The organism is Bradyrhizobium sp. UFLA05-125, assembly GCF_059803515.1.
On sequence record NZ_JBANBJ010000059.1, the window covers coordinates 1 to 17689 of the forward strand.

Consider the following 17689-nt stretch of genomic DNA (forward strand, 5'->3'; position numbering starts at 1 on the left):
TGTTCAATGCCCGCTTGCACATCGTGATTGCCGGTGCCGCCGGTCTCGAACGAATAGACCCGCACCGCCTGCTCGCGCGTCAATCCGAACGCGACCGCATAGCGCGCGTAGGCGCGCTTGAACTCGACCTCGCTCGCCGGCCGCTGCGGCGTGAACTGGTAGAGATCCTGCGCTGCGCGCAGGAGATCGGCGACGACCGGGATCGGCTTGCGCAGGCGCGGCTCCGGCTCCTCGGTGGGTTCCGGATTCACCGGCCGCTTTGGCCCGGTATAGAGCGGCGGCTGCTCCAGCACGTAGTCGTCGAGCGTGATCTGCTGACCGCTGCGGCGCTTGGCATTGCGGGTGCGGCGTTTCTCGGAGATTGCGCCCCAATAGGCACCAGCCTCCGCGTCGAAAGCCGCGCGCGCCTCCTGATACTCCTGAAGGCGGCGCCGATATTCGAGAATGGCCAGGGGCGAGGCCTGCGCTATCGCGTTGCTGACGGCCGGCGGCAGTGCGGAGGAATCGCGCGCGGGCGCAGGCGACACGAGCAGGGCGAGCGCGAGCGGTGCAAGCGTCAGGGCGCGCCGAATCGGTTGGTGATGCATGGTGCCCTTGTAGCAAGCACCGCGTGACTGTCAGGTTAAATTGCCGTTTACTTCTAAGGTCATTTCCAGGCGAACACCGGCTGTTCCAGCTCGGCAACGCGGGTTGTGCGCCCCGCCAGCACCTCGCGGAACTGATAGATCAGGGCCGCGGTCGGGGCGTGGATCAGGCTGCCTTCGTGGTGGAAGCGGATCACGCCCCGCGTGCTTTCGGGGATGGCGACGAAGTCGAAGGCGTCCACGCGCTCGATCGTGTCAAGCGCGATAGGATGCACCGAGGCGACCTCGTCCGGGTTCGGGATGATCGGAGCGTTGTCGGCGGCCCAGACCACGACCGGCGTGATCAGATAGCCGGAGCGGGTCGGGTAGTCGTCCAAGAGGCCGAGCACCGCATCCGCGTTGAGCCTCAATCCGAGCTCCTCGTCGAGCTCGCGCAGCGCCGCCGCGACCGGCGTTTCACCGGCATCGCAGCGCCCGCCGGGCAAGGCCCATTGCCCGCGATGGGCGCGCAGGTGAGATGCACGCAAGGTCAGCAGCAGCGCCGTGTCGCTCCCTTCGCCCACCGCCGTCAGCGCAATCGCAACCGCCGCGCGCTTCAGCGCCAGCGGCTCGCCAGCGTCGGGCAGGCGCGCAAAGGTCGCGCACGCACTGGCAATATTCCGCCGTGTGGCATCGTCGAATGGTCTCATGATGCTTGACTACACCAGGAGCGCGCTTGATGAAATGAGGCGCAGATGCTCTGCTTTCACAGACGGACCCGGACATGATCGACAAGGCCGCCGCTGGACTCAAGCACGATGGCTGGACCGTTGTCGAAACCACCGGCTTCATGCACCTCATCGGTCCCTTGTGGGAGCGCCAGATCGACGGCCAGTATGAATTCGCGCTGATCACGCAGGACAAGCATCACAACCGCCGCGGCATGGTGCAGGGCGGCGTGACGATGACCTTCGCCGACCGCACCTGCGGCATGACCGCGCGTTACGTGACCGGCAAGCAGTACATGGCGACGGTGCAGCTCGACACCCATTTCGTCGAGGCCGGAACGATCGGCGACATCCTGATCTCGCGCCCGCGCGTGGTGCGCTCGACCCGCAGCCTGATCTTCATGAACACCGAAGTCACCGTCGACGACCGCTGCATCGTGATGGCGAACGGCGTGTTCAAGATCCTGAAGGGGCCGGAGTAGGCCGCAAAACACTCCGCTGTCATTCCCCGCGAAAGCGGGGAATCCAGTACGCCGCGGCTTCTCCGTATCACGTCGCTATCTCTGGAATACTGGATCGCCCGCTCCAGTGCGCAGTTGCGCACAAGGCTGGCGATGACGCCTGAGAGAATGGCAAAGGCGTGCCGAAAGTTCAGCATTGCGAGCGCAGCGAAGCAATCCAGAGTCTCTCCCGCGGCGGCATTGCTGGATTGCTTCGCTGCGCTCGCAATGACGGAGCGAGATCGTTATGCTGGTGCCTACGAACACGTTGAGGAATAGCCCATGCAACACCGCCAGCTTGGCCGCAGTGGCCTGAAGGTCTCGCCGATCTGCCTCGGCACCATGATGTTCGGCGGTCCCACCGGTGAAACCGATTCCGCAAAAATCATCGCGAAGGCGCGCGAGGCCGGCGTCAACTTCATCGACACGGCGGACGCATATTCAAAGGGCGGCTCGGAAGAGGTGGTGGGCCGCGCGATCGCCAACAACCGTCACGCCTGGGTGCTCGCCACGAAGCTCGCCAACCCCATGGGCGATGATCCCAACCGCAGCGGGCTGTCGCGGCGCTGGGTGTTGCAGGCGGCAGACGAGAGCTTAAAGCGCCTCGGCACCGATTTCATCGACATCTACTATCTACACAAGGAAGATCATGCGACGCCGCTCGAAGAAACGGTGCGCGCCATCGGCGACCTGATCCGCGCCGGCAAGGTGCGCTATTTCGGCGTCTCGAATTATCGCGCCTGGCGCCTCGCCGAGATCTGCAACATCTGCGACCGGCTCGGCATCGACCGGCCCGTGGTGAGCCAACCCTATTACAACGCCATGAACCGCATGCCGGAGGTCGAGCACTTCCCGGCCTGTGGCTATTACGGCCTCGGCATCGTGCCCTACAGCCCGCTGGCGCGCGGCGTGCTGACAGGCAAATACCGCCCCGATGCGCCGCCCGACAAGGAGACGCGCGCGGGGCGCAACGACACCCGCATGATGCAGACCGAGTGGCGTCCCGAGTCGCTCAAGCTCGCGCAGGAGATCAAGCAACATGCGGAGAAGAAGGGCATCACCGCCGGCCAGTTCGCCGTTGCCTGGGTGCTCAACTCCGCCTTCGTTACCTCTGTCATCGCCGGTCCGCGCACCGAGGAGCAATGGGACGACTACATCCGTGCGCTCGATTATCGCTTCACCGCAGAGGACGAAGCGCTGATCGACACCCTGGTCACCTCGGGCCATCCCTCGACTCCGGGCTATAACGACCCGGCCTATCCGATCGAGGGCCGCCGCGCGCGGACGGCTTAAAGGAAGTGACCATGGCGCATCAGGACCGCTGCGGGCTTGCCGCAACGCGGCTTGGGATGACTCGGCCATGCGAAGCCTCCCCGTAGATTTCCGGAAAGACTGCCGGAGGGCGGGGGCGGCGACAAGCTTTGCCACGAAAAAAACATGGCCCTGACGGCAAGTGCGGGCCGGGACGGGGTTGAGGCGGTTTTCGCGAATCGCCGGCGGATGGGCGCGGTGGTATTGCAGACGGGCATGTGCTTCGCTCAACAAACGGGATCGCAACCAATTGGTGGTTCGATGGTTGATGCACGGAACTTTTCCGTTTCCGCCACGCGCGATGCGAGCCTCATCATGCGCCGCTTCCGACCGGTTCTGGCCGCGAGCCTGATCGGTCTCGCAACTCCTTGTTTTGCCGGGTCTTCCGCCCCCATCCGGGTCAACGACCAGGCTGAGCCGAAAAACTCCTTCATCGACCTGCTGGCACTGATGTCGGGACAGTGCAAAACCCTGCGGATCGCGGGCCGCGAGTTCGCCTGCAAGACGGTGGCTTACGCCCATGGTGACAAGGGGCGGGTCAATTTCGCGGTCGCGGTCGACGATCCCGCTGACGACAGCCACATCGTCTCGTTCTCCGGCGAGAACGGCAAGCGCGCCGACGACAATTCCTATGAACTGCCGATCGACCGCATGCTGCTCAATTCCAAGGATCGGCCCAGGGTCGACGGCCTGCCGGTGCCGGCCGAGCAGATCTCCACCGGCGTCTGCCGCCAGACCGGCAATTTCGCGGCAAAGCAGGTCTCGAACATCACCTGCACCGCGACCGACAATGAGGGCCGCAGGTACGAGCTGCTGTTCGTCTCCGACGGCACGCCGGTGAGCGTGCGCCGCGTCCGGCAGTCCTCGCCGTCGATCCAGGATCCATTCAAGTAGGCGCGCCGGACGCTTGGTCCACCTCTTCGGCTTGCGCGAGATCAGATCTATTTCGGCCGCGGTGCCGCCGCCGGCTTCTTTGCATAGATCTGCTCGATCTCTGCAGCGAAGTGACGCTCCAGCGCCGGGCGCTTGTTCTTCAGCGTCGGCGTCAGCAGTCCCGCCGCGATCGTCCACGGCTCCAGCGACCAGGACACCGCACGCGGCGTCGCATAGGCCGGATAGTCCTTCACGGCCGCGGCGATCCGTGCGAGCAGAGCGGCACGCTCCCCGCTTTCGCCCTGCTTACCAAGCCCAGCGAGCCTCCGTCGCTCCTGCTCCCACGCCGTGGCATTGAGCACCACGACAGCCGTGAGGAAAGGCCGCTGCTCGCCGATCACGACGGCCTGCTCGAACAGAGGATCGGCGAGGATCGCGGTTTCGAGATCGACCGGCGCGATCTTCTCGCCGGTGGAGGTGACGAGGATGTCCTTGATGCGGCCGGTGATGGTGATGCGCCCGTGTTCGATGCGCGCCTGGTCGCCGGTGTGCAGCCAGCCGTCGGCCTCCTTGACGCGGCGCGTCTCCTCCTCGCGGCGCCAATAGCCGAGCATCACGCTGGGGCCGCGGACGAGCAGCTCGTCCTTCTCGCCGAGCTTGACCTCGATGCCGTCGAGGACGTGGCCGACCGACCGCGGGTCGTTGTCCTCGGCGGTGTTGACGGCGACGACCGGCGAGGTCTCGGTCATGCCGTAGCCCTGCAGGACGTCGAGCCCGAGTGAGAGGAAGAGACGGATGACGGGCCCTGCGATCGGCGCGCCGCCCGAGACGGCGACGCGAAGGCGACCGCCGAATTGCAACAGCACCTTGTCGGCGACGAGGCGCTTCAGGATCGGCCAGGCCATTCGGTCGAGCAGTGAGGGCGTGCGCTTGCCCTGCCGCGCGTCAAAGCGACGCCCGCCAACCGTGAGCGTGAGATCGAATAGTGTGCGCTCGGCGTGGCTCATTGATGCGCTCCGCTGCATGATCAGCGCGAAGAACCGCTCATAGATTCGCGGCACCGAGTTCAGCACCGTCGGCCGCACATGCTTCAAATCCTCTGAAAGCTGCGCCGCCGAACGCGCATAGGCAACGCAGGCACCCGCCGCGATCGGGTAGTAGTAGCCGCCGGTGCGCTCGAAGGTATGCGAGAGCGGCAGGAACGACAGGAACAGATCGTCGGGCAAGGCGGCGATGCGCCCGGCGATCGCCTTCACATTCGAAACGACGTTGCCGTGCGACAGCATCACCCCCTTCGGCCGTCCGGTGGTACCTGAGGTGTAGACGATGGCGGCGAGATCGTCCGCCCGGACCGCAATATCGACCATCGCGGGGCCACCGGCCTGCGAAGAGAGCCAGCGGTCGAGCGCGACGACGCGGGCGTCAGTGCACGCTGGATCCGATATTCCGGACAGATTCGCGCAGACGACGCGCCCGAGACCCGGGATTGGCTGCCCGGTCGCAAGGATCGCCTGCCAGCGCTCCAGCGTATCCACGAACAGCAGGCGCGCGCCGGAATCGCCGAGGATGTAGGCAATGCTGTCGGGGTTGTCGACGGCGTGCATCGGCACCGGCACGAGACCGCGCGACAGCGCGGCCTGGTCCATCGCGATATGTGCGATGCCGTTGGGCATCAGGATCGCAACCCGCTCGCCGGCTGCAAAACCCTCGGCGGCGAGCGCCCGGCGCCAGCGCTCGATCTCGGCATCGATCTGTTGCCAGGAATAGCTCGCCCAGCGTCCGGCCGTCACATCGTACTGCCGAAAGGCCTCCCGGCCCGGTGTCAGCGCGACGCGCCAGCGCAACAGCTGCGGCAACGTCATCACCTCGGCCAGCGTGGGCGGGCGATCTAGAGTGTGAGCGGTGAGATCGGCCATGGAATCATCCCGCGGTGCCATCGCCAATGTAGAGATCGACAGTGATCCCGGCCAGTGGGCGCGACCTTGATCCTCGGCAATGCCGGCGTTACCCCTTCACCTTGCAGGTGACGGGGCCGTTGTCGAGCATGAGTTGGTTGCCGCCGAGATCGGTCACGATCTGTCCGGCATAGACGCCTTTGGCCTTGTCGCGCTGCGCCGAGATCACGACCCGGACGCGACTCTTGTCCGACTCGTCCATGGCGACGACCAACAGATTGTCGTCGCGGAAGCTGAACAGCGTGACCTTTGACGGGTAGTCGAAGTCGATCGGCGGCAGGCCGCCCTGCTTTTTCGGCACCTCGAACGTCAGCTCCTGGTCCTGCGGGTAGGAGCAGGTGATCGACTTCGCGGCCGCGGCGCCCGCATGCAGGATGAACAACGAGGCGATGCAGAGGATGGCGGCGCGCTTCATGACAAAACTCTTGACGCGAATCTTGTGCATCTGTCGCGCCGGGCAGCCAACACGTTCAGACGTTAGCTGCGAATGTGTTGTATGGCTCCCTGCCATAGTATTCTGAGACCTCGGCACCAGGGGCTTGATGTCCATGACCCGCGACCGACTGTTTCTCTTGCGCCCCGGCTTTGCCGATCCGGACTATCCGGGCCGAAACTTCTATTGCTGGCACTGCGCACTGATCGAGGGCGTGTTGGCCTCCTTTCCCGATCTCGCCGAAAGACTTGACGTCGAACGCATCGCCTGGCCGCGACCGCGACAGGCCGTCATCGATCTCGTGGGCGAAGCAAATCAATGGCTGCCGCTGCTCGTGCTCGCTGACGGGGCGACATCGCCGCATCAGACCGGCAGCCATCAGGGTCGCGCGTTCATCGCCGACAAGGACAAGATTTTGGCTGCGCTCACCGAGCGGCACGGCTTTCCCGATCCGCATCCGTGATGCCGCGCGTTAAGCTTTGCGGCGATTCTGCGCCGGCATAGCGCCCAGCAAGGCGGCACTTTGTCGCCGGAACGCGCAGGTGACTCATCCCGTTGTATCCTCACACATCAATTGGAGTGAGTGACGGAATGAAGAGTCTCTTTGTGGCGATAGCTGTTGCGGCTGCGGCGCTCGCAGGTTCATCCGCGGCGAACGCCGCGGCCACAACCGCGGCAAAGCCGCATATGCAGGCCGGCCAACCGACCGACATCAGTGCACAAGGCCGGCATCATCACTGGCGCGGCCCGCACCATCATTGGCGACCTCACGGCTACTATCGCCCGTACTATCGCAGCTACGGCCATTATCCGCGGCCACATATCTATCACGGCAGGCCACACGGCTATTACGGCGGCCATCGCTGGTGAGAGGAAAAGCCCGCAGCGATGCGGGCTTTTTGTTGGAATGTCTGTGTCGACGCGTTCAAACCAGCAGCAACGGCCGGCTCGACATCGCCACGTGGCGGATCAGCTCCATGTCCTCAGTCAAAATCTCGAACAGGCCGAGGCGCAGCTTGTAGCCCCAGTTCGGATTGTCGCGCGCAAACGCGAGGCTTTCGAGCAGCGGCCGGATCGGCACCTCGGCGACGTCACTCCATGCGACGTCGCGGCGAAACGGTCGGAAACCGCCGCCCATATCGGCCTGGTAAGGCACGCCCGGCTCGACCACGCCGATCGCGGTGAAGGTCTGGAGCCGATCCTTGCCGCCAAAAGTTTCGGTCGGCGAATAATAGGCGACGTGATCGCCCGGCGAGATCCGGCGCAACGGGCCGCCCTTGCCGTGGCAGACCTGCATGAAGCCGTGCGCTCGGCCAATCCGGACATGCTGGGCCGAGGCGACGGCGATCCAGTTCTTCATGTAATGTCCTCCGACAGACGCCCACCTTTTAGCAGCCGGTCGTGTCAGAATCTGGCAGCAGCCATTCGGCGCCCTGGTTCGGCCCAGCCGCACACGCCGAGAATCAGGATCCGTCAGCCGTCTTTGCTTGGTGGCCGCTTGAGCTGGCGCTTGACGCGATCAGCAGCATCGCGTTCAGGCCCGCCGCAAACACACTTAACGTCTTGGTTGCAATTACTTAAGTAGACTAGCGGCGAGGGTCGGCCGCTGGCCGAGCCTATCGTGAAAACGCCTGGATGAGTTTGGTCCAACCGATGTCACAGCTTCCTTCGCCGCCTGAGCACTCATCCGCAAATCGCTCGAAGCGCGGGGTCAGCCTGCGATGGAAAATCCTGGCTGGCAATCTGATTACGGGCCTCCTCGCCGTGGCCTTCGCCGTTTCGGTCGCCTGGGATGGATGGCGTGATCTGCGCAAGCGGGAGGCGGCCGCGCGCGCGCTCACCGCATTCGAACTGGTGATGAAGGCCAACAGCCTGATTCCTGCCGAGCGTACCGTTTGGTTCGCGGTTACAGGCCCGACGGCCGAAGCGGCTACGTCCGAAAAATTGTCAGCCTTGGACAAAGTGGTCGCCGGCACCGATGCTGCCATCAGCGCGGCCAAGAAGGCCGTTGGCGCGGCGGACCTTCCGGTCGCATCGATTGAGGCTGCCGAGCTTGCCTTGCAACAAACCCGCAGTGCTGGGCGCCAAGCGGCAGTCATGGCCAAGGCGCAACGCCCGCCCAACAGCCAGACCGCGATCGTGGACGGGCTTGCGCGCGCCGTCGATTCCCTCACCGCCGCCACCGGCGAAGTCCTGATCAACCTGTCGCGCACCGGCAGCGACATAGAAAACCTGTTGCCGTCGGCGCAACTCGCGCAGAGCGCACAAGCCATGCGCACCACCAATGGTGCCCGCACGGCGATCCTTGGCCTCTTCGTCCGCAATCAGCCCTTGTCTGCCGCCCAGAACGTCGAGGTCACCGAATTGACCGGCCAGGTCGCGCTGATCTGGCGTCAGATCGAGCAGGGCGTCAGCAATGCCGGCAGCGCGCCGGAGCTCGTTCGCTCGATCGACCAGGTGCGCGCCAAGCTCATGACCGAAGGCGAGCCCCGGTTTCATGAGGTTTCGGCGGCCGCGCGCGAGGGCCGCCCCTCTCCGGCCAATGAAGCCGAGTGGCCCGGCTGGATCGCCGGCACCCTGAACAGCGTGTTGGGCCTGCGCGACGCTGCCCTCGATTTTGCCCACAAAGCCAATGACGCTGCGATCGCTCAGGCGCAGATGCGGCTGAGCTGGGCTCTCGCGGCACTGTTCGTTGTGCTCGCCGCCTCGATCGCCGTGGTGCTCGTAGCGATGCGCCAGGTGATCCGGCCGTTGGCGCGGCTGACCGGGGCGACGCTGCGGCTTGCCGACCGGGAGCTCGGCGTCGAAATCCCGGACGGACATCGCAAGGACGAGATCGGCACCATGGCGAACGCGCTGCAGATCTTCAAGGACGCGCTGATCGCGAAGAAGCTCGCGGACGAAGCGGCTGCACGCGAGGCGGAGGCGCAGATCGAGCGCGGCCGCCGGGCCGACGCCATCACCCGCAATTTCGAGGCCGTGATCGGCGAGATCGTCGGCACGGTGTCGTCGGCGGCGACCGAGCTCGAGGCTTCCGCCGGTACGCTGACTGCGACGGCCAACCGCTCGCAGAAGCTCACCACTGCGGTCGCGGCGGCATCCGATGAAGCTTCCGTCAATGTGAACTCGGTGGCCACCGCCACCGAGGAGCTCACCTCGTCAGTGACCGAGATCAGCCGCCAGGTTCAGGAATCCGCGCGCAGGGCGGGTGAAGCGGTTGAGCAGGCCCACAACACCAACAAGCGCGTCGGGGAGTTGTCGCTTGCTGCAAACCGGATCGGCGACGTCATCGAGTTGATCAACTCTATCGCCAGCCAGACCAATCTCCTGGCGCTGAACGCGACCATCGAAGCCGCGCGCGCCGGCGAAGCCGGCCGCGGCTTCGCCGTGGTCGCGGCGGAGGTGAAGGCGCTGGCGCAGCAAACGGCGAAAGCGACCGAGGAAATCCACCAGCAGATCATGGGCGTCCAGGCGGCGACGAAGGAGTCGGTCGGCGCCATTGGGGAGATCAGCGACACGATCGCGCAACTATCGGAAATCTCCTCAGCGATCGCCGCCGCCGTCGAAGAGCAAGGCGCGGCCACACAGGAAATCGCTCGCAACGTCCAGCAGGCGGCGCTCGGCACCGAGCAGGTATCCGCAAATATCGCCGACGTGCGCGACGGCGCGCGCCAGACCGACTCGGCTTCATCGCAGGTGTTGTCAGCCGCCCAGCTGCTGGCCCGCGACTCCAGCCGCCTCAAACTCGAGGTCGGGAATTTCCTGGAATCGGTGCGCGCAGCCTAGGTTTCATCGGCAACCGCGAACAGCATTCACCTCTCCCCTGCGCGGAGGGCTATCCCATTTGATGTGAGAGCTTGAGGCGCTAAAGCTTCCACATCGTCATGGCCGGGCTTGTCCCGGCCATCCACGTCTTGCCCCACGGCACCAACGTGGATGCCCGGGACAAGCCCGGGCATGACGACCTCTGGTGAATGCCCATATGCGATTGCCCTGCCCTTGCCGGGGAGGGGTGAACTGTACCTTCGGCTCGCACCAATCCAACGAAATGTCATCATGTCCAACCGAGCTAGGCACGTCCCTTCAGGATGATGCCCGCCGTCTCCTGCCCGCTCGCCAAAGCCGCCTCGACCGTGCCCATGTCGCGGCCGCGATAGAGAGCTTCGCCGGAGAAGTAGACGGAAGTGCCATCGGCGCTTGCGAGGATCGATTGCGCATCGCGCGTTTGTGGCGTGGCCCAGGAATAGGCGCCGCGCGCGAACGGATCGTGGGCCCAGTTGATCGCACGGGCGGCGGCGACCTTTTGCGCGAGGTCATCCGGCGACAGGCCGAAGATGGCGGCGAGCGAAGCGAGCCCAGCCTCGATCAGCTCCGGCTCGGTGAGGCCGGCAAGGCTTTCCGTCCGTGGACCTCCGAACCAGCCGGTGAGCAGGGGATGCTCCGCCGGATGCTGCGTCCACCACACCGGGATTTGTTCATCCGAGAGCAGGAAGGTCAGGTCAGCGAGATCGGCCTCCCACCAGCGCCGCTCGAATCGCAGCAGGATTTTGATGACGTTGCCGAAGCCGATATCCGCGGCGGCCGCAGCCCTCTCGCGCGCGGCGGGCGGCAGCGCGATCTCCTCGAGCAGGGGGAGTGGCACGGTGAGGACCGCAACGTCGCCATGATGCACCTCGCCGTTGCCGCAACGAACGACGACGCCGCCATCGCTCTCCTCGATAGCTGACACAACGGAGCCAAAATGGATGGCGACGCCTTGGCTGCGGCACTCGGCCTCGAGAAAATCGATAAGCGCGCCATAGCCACCGACGGGACGGGCCTGCATATGCCGCCCACCATCCATCCATTCATCGCGCAGCGCCAGCGTGCTGGCGCGCGCGGGATCGGCGGCGTCGTAACCTTCGACCATCCGCTCGACGGACTGTCGCAATGACTCGTATTTGGCGTCAGCAAAATATCGACGCAGGAATTCGGAGACGGTCAGGTCGCCCTTCAATTCCCTGACCACCTTGTGAAGCTCGGCCTCGTGCGGATCGTGGCGCGCCTCGCGCGAGAATTTTCCGCCCGCAAAGCTCCATTGCGTACCTTCGATCGTGGACGGCGAAAGCCCGGCCTCGGCGAGCAGGGCGCGCGTGACCGGGGCCTCGCCATGGATGAACTCGGCGCCGCCGGCCGCTGCATATCCGAACTCGGCGGCGGGAAGCGGAAGAATCCGCCCACCACACCTCGCGCGCGCTTCCAGGATCGTCACGCGCCGGCCGGCACGAGCGAGCTCGCGCGCCGCCATCAGGCCGGCCGCGCCGGCACCGACGATGACGATGTGCTCTGACTTGTCCGACATGCCTGCTTTATTGGCCCGCGGCTGTCGGATCATTCTGGAGGAGATAACGCAACAGCAGCACGCCGCCGCCGAGCGGCCGCGTGCTCTCGAGCGTCATCGCGGTGACGGGCGCGCGCTGCTCGCTCTCGGCTTCCCCTGAATCGAACACGATCGGCGCGCCCCTGGCGCCGTCCACGGCCGGACAGAGGATCAGGTTCAGCTCATCGATCAGCCCTGCGCGCAAAAATGCGCCGTTGGCCGCGCCGCCGCCCTCCAGCAGCAGCCGCTTCACGCCAAGCTCGCGACTGAGGATGTCGAGCGCGAGCGAAAGATCGATCTCCGACTTGCCGGCAAAGATGTAGGACACGCCCTCGCCGCGCAGGCCTGCCAGATGCGCATCCGATACGCGCTCGGTCAGCACGACGACAATCGGATCGCCACCGATGTCGGAACGACCCCAGCCGATCTTGCCCTGCGCATCGAGCACGACGCCGTAAGCTTTCGCATCGCGCCGCGCGAGCCAGTTTTCGCGCGGGAAAGTCTCGGTCGTCGTGGTCGGATACGGCTTGCCCTTGGCGAACTCCGAACCGGTGACGCGGCCGATCAGCCAGGCGTCGCCGCCGAGCTCGTCATGGATCCGCTCGAACCAGTCCGCGCCCGCCCCCTTCGGACGCCAGCGGCTGTGATGTACGCGGCCATCGACGCTCGAGGCCATCAGGCAGATGACGTAAGGCTTCATGCGAATCTCCGGGATACTCTCAAGCCGCCGGTCCGCCGCCCTTGACGTGATCCTTGACGTGATCCTTGGCGCGATCGTTCAGGATCACCGCCAGTGGATTGAGCTTTGGCGGCGCGACGAGCTTGAGTGTGTTGCTGTCGTGATGATTGAACGGCGCGCCTCGCACGAAAAGCTCGGTCTGGATCAGATAGGTCCAGCCTCCATCATCGTTGAAGGTGATGTCGCAGCGGTAACTGTCGGTGCGGAAGGCTTGTTCCAGGAAGTCGGTCGAGCAGATCCCGTATGTCGTCTCGCCGCGCTTCGCCGTGACGGAGATATTCCTGTCATCCGGCCCGGCCTTGCCCGACGCGAGCAGAACCTGGCCGCGCGGAATCGCCAGCGTCTGCATGACCAGCCCGGTCGCCGACTCCCACAACCAGTAGCCGACCTGGTCGTGGAAGGTGATGTCTTCCTCGGGCGTATTGATGTGGATGTGATAGCGCAGCCCATAAAACAGCTGCGGCCCGTTGGCCTGCGGATCGATCGGATCCATCCGGATATGTTCGATGAATGTCCGCCGCTCGGGCCCGTCGGCCTTCGGATTGATGTCGATGCCCTTGTCGGCCTGCCAGACGCCGGCAAGGCGGCGCAGCGGGCCGAGATTGGCGAGGGCGTCCGGGGAGACGTCGTCGGACTCGGTGAAGATGTCAGCGGGGATGGGAAGCATGGGGGGACCTCGCGGGGGGGTGCGGGAGCAGCAATAGCATGAGGATAGTGTGCGTGGCTTCAACACGTCCTTCACAAGCGCGAGTGGACGAGGGCCCCACCTAAAGCCGAAAAGGCCAGCGCGGCCAGCGCGTCAGGTTTCGGGTGGCTCTCGCTGACACCTTGCGGTTGGATGTCGTCAGCACAGTCATTGACGAGAGAACCGAAGGTAAACATGGCCGACAGGATCTACGGGACGGTCTGTCCCGAGCGACAAAAGGAGATGACCGGGCTGGAGTTCGTCAAGGGCCTTGCCAGCGGGGCGCTCCCCCTGAACACGATCGCGCAGACCTTGGGCTACGACGTGGTGGAGGCCGAAAACGGTCGGGTCGCCATCACGCTCGAACCAACGGGTGCGCACCTCAATCCATGGGGTACCGTGCATGGCGGTCTCACGGCGACGCTCCTCGATAGCTGCATGGGCCTCGCGATCCAGTCGGTGCTCGAAAGAGGCGTTGGCAGCACGACGCTCGAGTTCAAGATCTCGCTTGTCCGCGCGATCACGCTGGAGACCGGCCAGATCCGAGCCGAGGGCAGAGTCCTGAATTGCGGCCGTCGCGTCGGGACGGCAGAAGGCCGCGTAACCGATACCAAGGGCCGTTTGCTCGCGCACGGCACGACGACCTGCCTGATTTTTCCGAGCTAGCATTGTTGTAGTGCCGGAAGTCGGCCCCGTTGCGCCGGTTTTCAGCTCGGACGTTTCCTGCTCCTCGAGCGAGGAACGAGCGTCTAAAGATTTCGTCTCACACTCTCGAGAAATCGTTCTTTCTCGCCAGGCGCGTAGCCTTGAGAGGCTCCGAAATACGGTTCATTGAAATTATTGTACGGCGCGGCCCGGTAGTGGATCGGCGGCCGAGGCGGCGCGTAGGTCATGCCCTGATTGGGACGAACAATAGCGTGCCCCCGGTGTACGGGATGCGCCGTAGCCGCGTTCGCAGAGCCACACAAGGTGACCAAAAGGCTGGTGACCAAGAGGCTTAAGGCCAAAACAGAAACGCATCGCTTGTTCTCCAATCGGCCACGCCGTCCCGGCAGATGGCGGCTTCACGATTGGTCACACCTCTTCAGCCGAAGGTGCGTCGAGCAATAGCTTAGACACTGGCTACGGGGGCGGCGGTTGATCCAGGTCAAAGCATGCCGGGTTAATGGCCCGCAGCCGGACAGATAGGGCTGCGCCTCCTGCCGCAGCACACCAACGAGCTGCATGCGGGTGGTGATGCGATCAGGCACCTGCTACCATGCGTATCGCACCGTTCCCTTTCCGGCATAGGATCTGGTGACTCTGGAAAACTCGCCATCGAAGGTGGCCGCCGCCGACCAGCCGTTCATCCACTTCATCTCCGCGGAGGCCGTAGTCAGCGCCGAGTTGGACGCCTGGGCCGCGCCGTTCACGACGAAGCTTGCACCGGGCAATGCCTGGAAGGTCGCGGAGATGGCGCGGTCGGGGTTGAAATCATGCGCCCACCCGGCTCGGCCGCGCAGCGTCAGGATCGCATCGCCGAGCGCAAATGATTTGTCGCCGCGCAAACCGAGTTCGCCGCGGCTGTCGGTGACATTCCTCGCGCCATAGGCGAGCGCGAAGGTGCTGGCGCCGGAGAGAACGCTTTCCGCATAGGCGGGCAGACCGAAGGTCGTGAACTGTGCGGCGGCGTAGGGCGTCAGGCCGATGCCGCCCATCCACGGCGCGACAAAGCGATAGCCGCCTTCGAGACGGCCCGAGAAAGCGTTGGCATTGAACTCCGCATGCAGGCGATCTATGCCGGCCACGGTACGGTCGGTGCTGACGTCCTGCCAGCCGTAGGCCAGCGCCGCGGTGACATAGGCCGCACCGACGGTATGGCGCAAATAAGCGCCGGCCTGGAACAGGTCGGAGCGCCCGCTGCCCAATCCGTTGACGTCGAAATTGGTGCCGCCGCCAGCCAGCGCGAAGCCGGCAAGCGTATCGGGCGAGATGCGATAATCGGCACCGACAGCGGTGCCGTAGATGCGGCTGGTGGCGGTGTTCGATCCGGCGGTGGCGCTGCCATCGGTGGTCTGCCCGCCGCCATAACCTGCCGCCCACACGCTCCAGCGCTGTGCGAAGGATGGCGCCGGTGCCTTTTGATAGATGGCCGCGTAAGCCTCGCGCGCTGCGCCGGTCTTCCCTGGAACCGTGGAACCGTCTTCCGCGAATTGGGATGCGCCGTTCGAGGACGAAACCGGATCGCCGCGCTCGCCCATGAAGGGATCGGTCATCACGCCCATGAACTGGGTCATCGCGTTGAAAGTGGCCTGCTGTGAGCCCGTTGCGGACTGCCCGGACGCTTGCGTCAGGCCCGACGCGGACAGCGCGCTGTACACCATCGGAATGCCGCCGGTGCTGTTGAAGTAGTTGGTGAGCGCGTTGCCGACGTTCTGCGCATTGCCGTTGAGGCCGGTCGGGATCGCGAAATTCAGCAGCAGGTTGAGATAGGCATGGGTCGAATCGTAGCTCAGCGTTGCGTGGAAGTTCGTCGGCAGGTTGGTGTTCGCGACCGAATTGAACGTGCCGCTGACGCCGCCCGTGGCAGTCAGGATGGTGTATTGCTTCGCCACATAGCTACCGTTGGCGTAGACTGCATTCACAGTGGCGCTGCCGAGCGTCGCCGTGCCCGACACGTTTGCGAACGAGGCGGTCGAAGGATCGATCTGCACCAGGTAGACTGCGCCGGAAGCCAACGCCAGGCTTCCGGTCACCGTGGTCGAGGTGCCCGCCAGACCGGTGCCGGGCGCAAAGGTGCCGCCGCTGGCGACCGAGAGGTTGGCCACGGTGCCGTTGCCGGTCAGCGCGCCACCCGTGATCGTGACCGGGCCATTGATCGTGCCGGTGTTGTTGGTGACCCCGGCGGTATTGGTGAGGCCTCCGTTCAGCGTTCCCGCGTTGTTGGTCGTGCCGCTGTTGGTCAGGAGGCCCGATACCGTTGCGCCGGCACTGTTGTTGAACGTGCCGGCGTTGTTGACCGTGCCGGTCCAGGTCAGATTGTTGGTGATGGTCCCACTGTTGGAAACGACGTTGCCGGTCCAAATCGAATTGTTGGTGATGCTGCCGGTATTGGCGGCGACGTTGGCGACATAGGTGCCGCTGTTGCTCACGCTGCCCGCATTGTTGAGATCGTCGGTCACGCTGCCACCAGCGGCGACCGTGATCGATCCGCCGGCGCTGTTGGTGATGCCGCCGATGGTCGCGATCAACTGCCCACCATTGGCGACGGTGATGACGCCGCTATTGGTCAGCAATCCCTGCAACGTGTAGCTGCCGGTGGCGCCGATCGCCAACGTCGCGCCGTTGGCATTGGCGAGTGTCGAATCGCTGGTCACGGTGCCACCGACATTGAATGTGCCGCCGGCGAGGTTGATGATCGCGCCATTGACGGTACCGCCATTGGCGTTGACGGTCGCGCTGTTGGTGAGGCCGCCCCTGATGGTGCCTGACGTCGTCAGCGTGCCGCCGGTCACCGCGGCGCCGCCGTTGAGCTGGCCGTCGTTGGTCGTCGTTCCCGCGGTGTTGGTGAGCAGGCCGGATACCGTGCCGCCGGCGTTATTGTTGAACGTCGCGGCATTGCTGACCACGCCGGTGATGGTCGCGCTATTGTCGACCGTGCCGGTGCTGGAGATGTCGACGGTACCGGCAATCAGGTTGTTGTTGGTGAGTGTGCCGGCGGTCACTGTCGCGCCGCCGTTGAGCTGGCCGGCATTGGTCGTCGTGCCGACGGTGTTGGTGACCAGGCCGGATACCGTGCCGTTCGTATTGTTGTTGAACGTCGCGGCATTGTTGACCATGCCGGTGACGGTCGCATTATTGTCGACGGTACCGGTGCCGGAAATCGCCACCGTTCCGGCAATCAGATTGTTGTTGACGACCGAGCCGCCGGTGACGGTGGCGCCGCCGTTGAGCTGGCCATAGTTGGTGGTCGTTCCGGCGGTGTTGGTCAGCAGGCCGGATACCGTGCCACCCGCGTTGTTGTTGAACGTCGCTGCATTGTTGACCACGCCAGTGATGGTCGCGTTATTATCGACGGTGCCGGTGCCGGAAATGTCGACGGGACCGACAATCACATTGTTGTTGACGACCGAGCCGCCGGTGACGGTGGCGCCGCCGTTGAGCCCCCCATAGTTGGTCGTCGTGCCCGCGGTGTTGGTCAGCAGGCCGGATACCGTGCCGACGGCGTTGTTGTTGAACGTCGCGGCATTGTTGACCACGCCGGTGATGGTCCCGTTATTGTCGACGGTGCCGGTGCCGGAAATCGCCACCGTTCCGACAATCAGGTCGTTGTTGGTGAGTGTACCGCCGGTGACGCTGGCGCCGCCGTTGAGTTGCCCATAGTTGGACGCCCCGCCAGCGGTGTTGGTGAACAGGCCCGATACCGTGCGGTTGTTGTAGAAGGTTGCGGCATTGTTGACCGCGCCGGTGATGGCCCCGTTATTTTCGACGGTGCCGGTGCCGGAAATCGCCACCGTTCCGACAATCAGGTCGTTGTTGGTGAGTGTACCGCCGGTGACGCTTA

15 protein-coding genes and 1 pseudogene are annotated in these 17689 nt (G+C 64.7%); 7 read left to right on the plus strand and 9 right to left on the minus strand.

Annotation, left to right across the window (positions count from 1 at the left end; translation table 11 throughout):
* Together SO156_RS34120 and SO156_RS34125 are read right to left on the minus strand one after the other, a co-directional pair.
* Positions 1-587 (minus strand): annotated as a pseudogene (locus tag SO156_RS34120) (hypothetical protein); the annotation flags it as partial.
* 59 nt (positions 588-646) lie between these two features.
* A complete protein-coding gene (locus SO156_RS34125; RefSeq protein ID WP_458144059.1) occupies positions 647-1273 on the minus strand; it encodes an NUDIX hydrolase in 627 nt (208 codons plus the stop codon).
* Positions 1274-1347: 74 nt separating this feature from the next.
* On the opposite strand from SO156_RS34125, the gene SO156_RS34130 reads away from it, so the two are divergent.
* From SO156_RS34130 to SO156_RS34140, 3 genes are all read left to right on the plus strand, one after another.
* Positions 1348-1773, plus strand: coding sequence for a PaaI family thioesterase (locus SO156_RS34130; RefSeq protein ID WP_458144060.1), 426 nt, complete (start codon positions 1348-1350; stop codon positions 1771-1773).
* A gap of 300 nt (positions 1774-2073) precedes the next feature.
* Positions 2074-3084 carry an aldo/keto reductase gene (locus SO156_RS34135; protein ID WP_498537834.1) on the plus strand — a complete coding sequence of 337 codons (1011 nt, stop codon included), beginning with the start codon at positions 2074-2076 and terminating at the stop codon, positions 3082-3084.
* A gap of 333 nt (positions 3085-3417) precedes the next feature.
* Complete coding sequence (locus SO156_RS34140; protein WP_498537835.1) at positions 3418-3996, plus strand: hypothetical protein; 579 nt, start codon at positions 3418-3420, stop codon at positions 3994-3996.
* 47 nt (positions 3997-4043) lie between these two features.
* Here SO156_RS34140 and SO156_RS34145 read toward each other — a convergent pair whose 3' ends face one another.
* Both SO156_RS34145 and SO156_RS34150 read right to left on the minus strand, forming a co-directional pair.
* Complete coding sequence (locus SO156_RS34145) at positions 4044-5891, minus strand: AMP-dependent synthetase/ligase (protein ID WP_498537836.1); 1848 nt, start codon at positions 5889-5891, stop codon at positions 4044-4046.
* An 88-nt stretch (positions 5892-5979) separates the two neighbouring features.
* On the minus strand, positions 5980-6345 hold the full coding sequence (locus tag SO156_RS34150) for a hypothetical protein (RefSeq protein ID WP_458144064.1): 366 nt from the start codon (positions 6343-6345) through the stop codon (positions 5980-5982).
* Positions 6346-6478: 133 nt separating this feature from the next.
* On the opposite strand from SO156_RS34150, the gene SO156_RS34155 reads away from it, so the two are divergent.
* Both SO156_RS34155 and SO156_RS34160 read left to right on the plus strand, forming a co-directional pair.
* Positions 6479-6826 carry a DUF3088 domain-containing protein gene (locus SO156_RS34155; RefSeq protein ID WP_498537837.1) on the plus strand — a complete coding sequence of 116 codons (348 nt, stop codon included), beginning with the start codon at positions 6479-6481 and terminating at the stop codon, positions 6824-6826.
* Between the two features lie 128 nt (positions 6827-6954).
* Positions 6955-7233 (plus strand): hypothetical protein, encoded by a 279-nt coding sequence (locus SO156_RS34160; RefSeq protein ID WP_458144066.1) that lies wholly within the window; start codon positions 6955-6957, stop codon positions 7231-7233.
* Between the two features lie 55 nt (positions 7234-7288).
* Here the strand turns inward: SO156_RS34160 and SO156_RS34165 are convergent, their stop codons facing one another.
* A complete protein-coding gene (locus SO156_RS34165; protein ID WP_458144067.1) occupies positions 7289-7723 on the minus strand; it encodes an EVE domain-containing protein in 435 nt (144 codons plus the stop codon).
* 275 nt (positions 7724-7998) lie between these two features.
* Between SO156_RS34165 and SO156_RS34170 the strand changes: the two genes are divergently transcribed.
* The gene (locus tag SO156_RS34170; RefSeq protein ID WP_498537838.1) at positions 7999-10149 is read left to right on the plus strand and encodes a methyl-accepting chemotaxis protein; all 2151 of its coding nucleotides are present in this window, start codon (positions 7999-8001) and stop codon (positions 10147-10149) included.
* Between the two features lie 283 nt (positions 10150-10432).
* Here SO156_RS34170 and SO156_RS34175 read toward each other — a convergent pair whose 3' ends face one another.
* From SO156_RS34175 to SO156_RS34185, 3 genes are read right to left on the minus strand one after another with little or no spacing between them, the layout of a single operon-like run.
* Positions 10433-11704, minus strand: coding sequence for a flavin monoamine oxidase family protein (locus tag SO156_RS34175; RefSeq protein ID WP_498537839.1), 1272 nt, complete (start codon positions 11702-11704; stop codon positions 10433-10435).
* A 7-nt stretch (positions 11705-11711) separates the two neighbouring features.
* The gene (locus SO156_RS34180) at positions 11712-12422 is read right to left on the minus strand and encodes a RibD family protein (RefSeq protein ID WP_498537840.1); all 711 of its coding nucleotides are present in this window, start codon (positions 12420-12422) and stop codon (positions 11712-11714) included.
* 19 nt (positions 12423-12441) lie between these two features.
* A complete protein-coding gene (locus SO156_RS34185; RefSeq protein WP_498537841.1) occupies positions 12442-13128 on the minus strand; it encodes an FABP family protein in 687 nt (228 codons plus the stop codon).
* Between the two features lie 213 nt (positions 13129-13341).
* Between SO156_RS34185 and SO156_RS34190 the strand changes: the two genes are divergently transcribed.
* On the plus strand, positions 13342-13812 hold the full coding sequence (locus SO156_RS34190; protein WP_458144072.1) for a PaaI family thioesterase: 471 nt from the start codon (positions 13342-13344) through the stop codon (positions 13810-13812).
* Positions 13813-14399: 587 nt separating this feature from the next.
* Here the strand turns inward: SO156_RS34190 and SO156_RS34195 are convergent.
* The coding region (locus SO156_RS34195) for an autotransporter outer membrane beta-barrel domain-containing protein (RefSeq protein ID WP_498537842.1) at positions 14400-17689 on the minus strand (3290 nt) is incomplete at its 5' end.

What these genes read in the sequence shown, in the direction of transcription:
- SO156_RS34130 (WP_458144060.1), top strand. Translation starts at nt 1,348, where the DNA reads ATGATCGACAAGGCCGCCGCTGGACTCAAGCACGATGGCTGGACCGTT.
- SO156_RS34180 (WP_498537840.1), bottom strand. Translation starts at nt 12,422, where the DNA reads ATGAAGCCTTACGTCATCTGCCTGATGGCCTCGAGCGTCGATGGCCGC.
- SO156_RS34165 (WP_458144067.1), bottom strand. Translation starts at nt 7,723, where the DNA reads ATGAAGAACTGGATCGCCGTCGCCTCGGCCCAGCATGTCCGGATTGGC.
- SO156_RS34170 (WP_498537838.1), top strand. Translation starts at nt 7,999, where the DNA reads ATGAGTTTGGTCCAACCGATGTCACAGCTTCCTTCGCCGCCTGAGCAC.
- SO156_RS34150 (WP_458144064.1), bottom strand. Translation starts at nt 6,345, where the DNA reads ATGAAGCGCGCCGCCATCCTCTGCATCGCCTCGTTGTTCATCCTGCAT.
- SO156_RS34175 (WP_498537839.1), bottom strand. Translation starts at nt 11,704, where the DNA reads ATGTCGGACAAGTCAGAGCACATCGTCATCGTCGGTGCCGGCGCGGCC.
- SO156_RS34185 (WP_498537841.1), bottom strand. Translation starts at nt 13,128, where the DNA reads ATGCTTCCCATCCCCGCTGACATCTTCACCGAGTCCGACGACGTCTCC.
- SO156_RS34125 (WP_458144059.1), bottom strand. Translation starts at nt 1,273, where the DNA reads ATGAGACCATTCGACGATGCCACACGGCGGAATATTGCCAGTGCGTGC.
- SO156_RS34155 (WP_498537837.1), top strand. Translation starts at nt 6,479, where the DNA reads ATGACCCGCGACCGACTGTTTCTCTTGCGCCCCGGCTTTGCCGATCCG.
- SO156_RS34190 (WP_458144072.1), top strand. Translation starts at nt 13,342, where the DNA reads ATGGCCGACAGGATCTACGGGACGGTCTGTCCCGAGCGACAAAAGGAG.
- SO156_RS34140 (WP_498537835.1), top strand. Translation starts at nt 3,418, where the DNA reads ATGCGCCGCTTCCGACCGGTTCTGGCCGCGAGCCTGATCGGTCTCGCA.
- SO156_RS34145 (WP_498537836.1), bottom strand. Translation starts at nt 5,891, where the DNA reads ATGGCCGATCTCACCGCTCACACTCTAGATCGCCCGCCCACGCTGGCC.
- SO156_RS34160 (WP_458144066.1), top strand. Translation starts at nt 6,955, where the DNA reads ATGAAGAGTCTCTTTGTGGCGATAGCTGTTGCGGCTGCGGCGCTCGCA.
- SO156_RS34135 (WP_498537834.1), top strand. Translation starts at nt 2,074, where the DNA reads ATGCAACACCGCCAGCTTGGCCGCAGTGGCCTGAAGGTCTCGCCGATC.